The sequence below is a fragment of the Salinigranum sp. genome (assembly GCF_041641895.1).
GTDB lineage: Archaea > Halobacteriota > Halobacteria > Halobacteriales > Haloferacaceae > Salinigranum.
The window spans coordinates 1-6,746 of record NZ_JBEPXO010000128.1 but is presented as its reverse complement, the minus strand read 5'-3'; the positions used below and the strand labels follow the sequence as shown (position 1 = coordinate 6,746).

Genomic DNA, 6,746 nt, shown 5'->3' with positions numbered 1-6,746 from the left:
GAAGCGGACGAGCACCAGTGCGAGCAGCGTCGTCAAGAGGACGACGACGCCGTCGAGGAGGCTGCCCGCGCGGAGCATGTGTTCACGGTCGAGGTAGCCCGCGCCGAAGACGATGGCGTTCGGGGGGGTCGCGACCGGCAGGGCGAAGCCGTAGCTGGCGGCGACAGCACCCGTCACCGCGAGCATCACCGACGCCGACGTGGCCGAGGTGCCGAGTGCGTCGGCGTAGGCGGGGCCGACGTTGATGAGGAGCGGCGCGAGGATGGCGGCCATCGCCGTATTCGAGGCGAGTTCGCCCACGAGGACGGTGCCGGCGACGACGGCGAGGAGGACGACGACCAGCGGCGCACCCGCGAGGGCACCGAGCGTCACCTCGGCGAGCCACGTCGTCGCCGCCGTGTCGGCGAGCGCGTTCGCCAGCGAGATACCGCCGCCCAGGAGGATCAGCGTCCCCCAGTCGATGTCGACGACGTCGTCCCACGCGACGGCGTCGGTGACGACGAGCGCCGGGACGGCGAGCAGGCCGACGACGACGTAGAACAACAGCCCCTGATGGCCGGTCGTTCCGAAGGCGCTCGTCCCGGCGCCGCCGAAGAGCGTGACGCGCCACACGGGGGGGAGGAAGTCGACGAGGAGGAACTCGAAGCCGCCGAGGAGCCACAGCGAGGCGGTGGCGACGAAGATGGCGACGGTCCGCCGCGCCCGGGTCGAGAGCGGACCCATCTCCCGGAGTTGCTCTGCGGCCCGCGTTCGTGCTTCGCGGACGTCGTACGCGCCGGGTGGGTAGACGACGTAGGTGAGGAGTACCCACGCGACGGGGAGGGTGACGACGACGAGCGGGAGGCCGACGACGAGCCACTCGACGAACGTTATCTCGACGCCGAGAAGTTCGCGCAGCTGGCCGACGACGATGGCGTTCGGTGGCGTCCCGACGAGGGTGCCGACGCCGCCCAGACTCGCCGCGTACGCCACACCGAGGAGCATCGCGACCTGGAAGTTCGACGCCGTTCCCTCGCTCTCGTCGCGCTCGACGACGGGCGTGACGCTCGCGACGACGCCCACGACGACAGGGACCATCATCGCCACCGTGGCGGTGTTCGAGACGACCATCGAGAGGAGCGCCGTCGCCACCATCGCACCGAGGACGAGTCCCCGCGCGGAGGTGCCGAAACGGACGATGAGCACCAGCGCGAGGCGCCGGTCGACGTCGTGGTGGCGGAGCGCCTCGGCGAGGACGAAGCCCGAGAAGAGGAGGAAGATGACGGGGTCGGCGAAGCCCGCGACGGCGCCGCCGAACGACGGGTAGACGCCGAAGCCGACGAGGAGCAGGGGGATACAGAGCGCCGTCAGTGCGAGCGGGAGTGCCCCGGTTATCCAGAGAATCGCGGCGAACGCCATCGTCGCGAGCGCGAACTGGCCCGCGGTGGTCAGCGAGGGCGGCGTCGGTGCGGCCGCGACGGCCGCGACGATGACGACGGCCACGGCGAGGGTGAGTAGTCGGAATCGGGGCGAGGGAGACACCTGAACTCACTCGTCTCCCCTCCTCGCGGCGGGATGGTAAATACTCGTCCCCGGGTCGCCACGCGCCGTCGCCCGTCGAGCCACGCTGGTCCGTCCTGCCGGGCGAGGCACCGCTGGGACACGAAGAGAGCCGAGCGAGAGGAGCCGAGCCCTGTGCCGTCGTCTCATACGGGATTTAATAACTGAGCGAACGTGACAGTGTACTGATGTTCCGGTCCGCCGGAGCCTCGGGTGTCTATGTCCATGAACACGACGCTCGACAGTGCAACGCTCGCCGATCTCCGGACCGCCGTCGAAGGGACGGTCATCGCTCCCGACGACGAGGGGTACCACACCGCCCGCGCCCTCTGGAACGGGCGCATCGACCGCTTCCCGGCCGTCATCGTCCAGGTCACCTCGACCGACGACGTCGCCGCGGCCATCAGCTTCGCCCGCGAGCGGGAACTGCCGCTCGCGGTCCGCGGCGGCGGCCACCACGTCACCGGGAGCGCGCTCGTCGACGGCGGCCTCGTCGTCGACCTCTCGGGGCTGACGGGTGTCGACCTCGACGTCGACGCGCGGACCGTCCGGGTCGGCGCGGGCTGTCGCGTCAGCGACGTCCTCTCCGTGACACAGGAACACGGTCTCGCCGTCACCTGCGGGAGCGCCGCCCACAACGGCGTCGCCGGGTCGACGCTCGGCGGCGCCATCGGCTGGGTTCGCCGGAAACACGGACTCGGCGTCGACGGCCTCCGCGCCGCCGAAGTCGTCACCCTCGACGGTGACGTCCTGACCGCCAGCGCCGACGAGAACCCGGCGCTGTTCTGGGGTCTCAGAGGCGGCGGTGCCAACTTCGGCGTCGTCACGAGCTTCGAGTTCGACTGCTTCGAACTCGGTCCCGAGGTGGCAGTCGTGCAGGTCGCCTACCCAGCCCCCGACGCGGAGACGACCGCCGACCTGTTCCGCCGCTACCGCGAGTACGCCGCGGACGCCCCCGACGAGGTCACCTCGATGGCCCTCCGGACGTTCGTCCCGCCGTTCCCGTTCGTGCCGGCGGAGTTCCACGGCGCACCCATCGTGATGTTCTTCGGCGTCTACGCCGGCGACGTCGCCGACGGCGAAGCGGCGCTCGCGCCCCTCCGCGAGATAGGCGAGCCCGCGATGGACCTCAGCGCTCCGATGCCGTTCCTGGCCGTCCACGAGATTGCCACCGAGATGTTCCCCTCTGGTAATCGGTACTCGTGGCACTCACTGTACGCCTCGGAACTGTCGGACGACCTGGTCGGCCGAATCGCGGCGGCTGGCGACGCCGCCCCCGGTCGCGAGGTGGCGGTGACGGCCTGGCATCTCGGCGGCGCGGTGAGCGACGCCGCCACGGACGAGACGGCGTACGCCTGGCGCGACGCCGACTTCCTCGTCTCCATCGACACGACGTGGCACGACCCGGCCGCGGACGACGCCCACCTCGCGTGGGCCGAGGAGACCTGGCACGACCTCCGTGCGTCGGACGCGACGCTCGAGGGGTTTTACCCCGGCTTCCCGGGGTTCGTGACCGGCGAGGAACGCGCCCAGATGGCGTACGGCGACAACCTCGCGCGCCTGGCGGAACTCAAGGCGGCGTACGACCCGGAGAACCTGCTCCGGAGCAACCTGAACGTCACGCCCGCTCGCTGAGGCCGCGGGCGGAGGCGGCAGGAGCGCCGGACGTCCGACCCCGACGACGAGACGAGCAGTGCTGGCTTTTATCCGACCGACGGGACACGTCTCCGACGAGTCATGGTCGCCGGCGGAACGGCAGTCCAGGTCGGTATTCTCGTCGCGACAGTCGCGGGACTCTGGCTGGGCGCTCGACTGCTCGTCGACTCGGTCGTCCGTCTCGCCCGTCGGTTCGGCCTCTCCGAACTCGTCATCGGCCTCACAGTCGTGGCGGCGGGGACCTCGACGCCGGAACTGGTGGTCTCGGCCGACGCGGCGCTGAAGGGCTTCGGCGCCATCGCCGTCGGCAACGTCGTCGGCTCGAACGTCTACAACCTCGCGTTCGTGCTCGGCGTCGTCTCGCTGGTCCGGGTCGTCCCCATCGAACGGTCGCTCGTCCACAGGGACGGCCTCGCCCTCGTCGCGAGCACGCTCTTCGGCGCCGGAGCCATGCTCGACCTGACCGTCTCGCGGGCGGAGGGTGCGCTTCTCGTGACCCTGCTCGTCGCCTACACGGGCTATCTACTGCGAACGAGTGCCCCGGCCACGGACGGCGGGACCGAGGCGGCGTCCTCGACAGCGGTGGCGACGGACGCAGGGGCCACGGGACGGGAAACGGCTATCCCGACGGCACTGACCGAACAGGTGTCGTTCCGGGGGCGAGACGCGATCCTTCTCGTCGTGGGGCTGGCGGTGGTCCTCGTCAGCGGCGACCTCATGGTGTCGGCGGCCTCCGCGCTGGCACGGACGGCGGGCATCTCCGAGTCGGTCATCGCCGGCACCATCGTCGCCGCGGGCACGTCGACGCCGGAGTTCGCCGTCTCGCTGGTCGCCATCGGCCGGGGCCGCCTCGGCGTCTCCGTCGGCAACGTCGTCGGGAGCAACGTGTTCAACCTGCTCGGCATCATGGGGGTGGCGGCCGTGGTCCGACCGCTCTCGTTCCCCCCGGTCGTCCTCGAGAGCGTCGCGTGGCTGCTCGTCGTGGCAGTCGTGATGGTCGCGGCGCTGTGGACGGGCCGACAGCTCTCGCGTCCCGAAGGCGCGCTGTTCGCCGCCTCCGAGGTGGGCCGGTGGGTGCTTGGCCTCTTGGGGCTGGTCGGGTGATTCGGCCATGAGTACGCGTTCGACACCCGACACCGCCGGGGACGCGCGGTTCGTCGACGGTCCCGTCGGGACCCAGTATGGAGAAGGATTCGACCGAGAACGCGGCGGCTGTCCGTAGTACGTCACCGGAGGCACAGCCGAGGGTGCTGAATCCGCCTGCCGGGGCGGGCGGCGTCACCGGTCGACCGACGTGCCACGCCCCGCACGACGGGACGACGGGACCGCGTCGCGCCCGGCCAGTCGGAGACGCTATTCGGCCACATCGCCGTCCGCGTCGCGCTCGGCGACGACGTCCATCGCGACGTTCGCGAGACCGGCCGCGGCCAGCCCGATCCCGAGCGCACGCACCTGTCGCAGGTACGCCGGCCTCGGTTCGAGTTCGTCCGCGTTCTCGTAGTTCGTCTCCAGCAGTCGCTTCGTGACCTCGACGCTCCAGCGCGGGGCGACGAGGGCGAACAGTCCCTGTGCGATCGCCCAGACGGCTCCGAGCCTCCGACAGTTCGCGCGTCCGAACATAGCCGGCCGTACGGGTTCGTCGTCGGTCAGTATGTCGAACTCGGAACAGTACTGAACGCGACGACGGCCGTCCGAACGTCGCGAGCAGCGCCGGGAGCGGCGTCGGTCGTGCGGGTCTCGTGGTCCAGCCAGTCGCCGAGGGAGCGACCGCTCGTCGGCCCCGCAACCTCGTCCACCCGGAAGATTGTAGTGTGTATAGCACACAATATCAGACGGGGAACGAGGCCGTTCCCCGGGCGAACGACTGATACCACTCGACACTCCACTGTACTACCATGAGTACCACAGACACACCGGCCGGCTGGCGGGACGCGGTCGAACAGGAACGGGCGAAGAAGGAGCGGTTCTTCCGCGAGGGACCCCGATCACCGCTCCCGCCGGAACTCACCGGCGAGTCGTTCCCGGGGCTGGACTACTACGACCCGGACCCGGCGTACCGGTACGAACTCCCGTTACACGAACACGACGACGTCGAGGAGGTGACCGTCGGGACGTCCGCGGAGGGCGAGCGGACCTACCTGCGGTGGGGCGCGTTCCGCTTCGAGGTCGGAGACGAGGACGTGACGCTCCAGGCGTACCGCCCCGCGGACGGGAGCGACCGACTGTGGGTCCCGTTCCGCGACGAGACCAGCGGCGAGGAGACGTACGGCGCGGGACGGTATCTCGACCTCGAACCCGACCACCACCACGTCGACGGACGGTGGGTGCTCGACTTCAACCGGGCGTACAACCCGACGTGTGCGTACAACCCCGCCTACGAGTGCCCGCTGGTCCCGATGGAGAACTGGCTCGACGTCAGAATCGAGGCGGGCGAACGAGCCTTCCCCGGGCACGAGGAGTGAGCAACGTCGCGGCTGCGTTCTTAGGAACTGAGGACCGTCGTATCGCTTAATTGTGCCATCGTCCCAATATCAGTCCGATGTCCTACACAGAGCAACTGAACGAGTTCAAGGGAACGATGGGCGACCTCATGGAGGAGGCGCCGGAGCTAGAGCAGTTCGCGGGGTTCATCCACTCCGCCGAGGGGACCAACGTCCTCGACAACAAGACGAAGGAACTCATGTCGCTGGCCATCGGGGTCGCGGTCCGGTGTGAACACTGCATCCTGTGGCACACGGACGCGGCGCTGGAGGCGGGTGCGACACACGACGAGGTCGTCGACGCGCTGAAGATCGCCGTCGTCATGGGTGGCGGTCCCGCGATGACGTACGCGGTCGACGCCTACGAGGTCCTGTGCGCACTCGAGGAGGAACGGGCCGAGTAGCCGCCTCGGTCGGCGCACAGACCCCACGCTCCGGCCGTTCCTCGCCGGGTCGGGACGCGGAGGAACGAAGCAGGAAGGAGAGGTCAGAGCCGGGGTCGGAGTCGGGCGTTACCGCTCGGCTGCGACGGTGGCGGGCGCGTCCTCGTACTTCTCGCGGTACTCGCCGATGAGGCGACCCATCTCGGCGTACCAGTCGTTGAGCATGCGTTGCATCCGGTCGGCGACGGCGTCGGTCTCGGCCGGTTCGAAGACGTGGTAGTAGCCGCCGTCGGGGTAGTTCACCTGCGTCTTGTCGACGAGACCCGCGTCACAGAGTCGCTGCACCGAGCGGTACGCCGTCGACCGCTCGCGGTCGACCGCGTCGGCGACCTCGTCGACAGTGAGCGGTTCGTCACGTCGGGCGAGCACGCCGAACACCGACCGGTCGAGCGCCTTGAGCCCGTGGAAGCACTCGAGGAGGCTCTCGCACGTCAGGTCCTGGGTGAGTTGGTCGTACATCGAGTCCGGCATCGTGTCCGGTGGTACGGGCTCCGGGCGAAAAAGTGTTGTGCAATATTCGAACGACTGTAACAGACAGCTGAGAGGGGAACGGGTAGAGAGGGGAACGGACGGACGGAGGGCGAGCCCGAAATCGGCTACTAAATCTGTCGAGAGCGCCAGATAGAGA

General features: G+C 69.4%; 7 protein-coding genes. 4 read left to right on the top strand and 3 right to left on the bottom strand.

The features are described from left to right. A partial coding sequence (locus ACESK5_RS18405; protein ID WP_372913040.1) for a DASS family sodium-coupled anion symporter occupies positions 1-1,521 on the bottom strand: 1,521 nt, incomplete at its 3' end. A 237-nt stretch (positions 1,522-1,758) separates the two neighbouring features. Here ACESK5_RS18405 and ACESK5_RS18400 point away from each other — a divergent pair. Beyond that, complete coding sequence (locus tag ACESK5_RS18400; RefSeq protein WP_372913039.1) at positions 1,759-3,174, top strand: FAD-binding oxidoreductase; 1,416 nt, start codon at positions 1,759-1,761, stop codon at positions 3,172-3,174. Positions 3,175-3,276: 102 nt separating this feature from the next. Beyond that, complete coding sequence (locus ACESK5_RS18395; RefSeq protein WP_372913038.1) at positions 3,277-4,299, top strand: calcium/sodium antiporter; 1,023 nt, start codon at positions 3,277-3,279, stop codon at positions 4,297-4,299. Between the two features lie 249 nt (positions 4,300-4,548). Here the strand turns inward: ACESK5_RS18395 and ACESK5_RS18390 are convergent, their stop codons facing one another. Next, positions 4,549-4,815, bottom strand: a complete 267-nt coding sequence (locus ACESK5_RS18390; RefSeq protein WP_372913037.1) for a hypothetical protein — start codon at positions 4,813-4,815, stop codon at positions 4,549-4,551. Positions 4,816-5,090: 275 nt separating this feature from the next. Here ACESK5_RS18390 and ACESK5_RS18385 point away from each other — a divergent pair, with 275 nt between their 5' ends. Both ACESK5_RS18385 and ACESK5_RS18380 read left to right on the top strand, forming a co-directional pair. Continuing rightward, on the top strand, positions 5,091-5,657 hold the full coding sequence (locus tag ACESK5_RS18385) for a DUF1684 domain-containing protein (protein ID WP_372913036.1): 567 nt from the start codon (positions 5,091-5,093) through the stop codon (positions 5,655-5,657). A 77-nt stretch (positions 5,658-5,734) separates the two neighbouring features. Continuing rightward, positions 5,735-6,079: a carboxymuconolactone decarboxylase family protein gene (locus ACESK5_RS18380; RefSeq protein ID WP_372913035.1), complete on the top strand. Its 345-nt coding sequence runs from the start codon at positions 5,735-5,737 to the stop codon at positions 6,077-6,079. A 108-nt stretch (positions 6,080-6,187) separates the two neighbouring features. Here ACESK5_RS18380 and ACESK5_RS18375 read toward each other — a convergent pair whose 3' ends face one another. Beyond that, positions 6,188-6,589: a helix-turn-helix domain-containing protein gene (locus tag ACESK5_RS18375; protein WP_372913034.1), complete on the bottom strand. Its 402-nt coding sequence runs from the start codon at positions 6,587-6,589 to the stop codon at positions 6,188-6,190. Between the last annotated feature and the right edge of the window lie 157 nt (positions 6,590-6,746).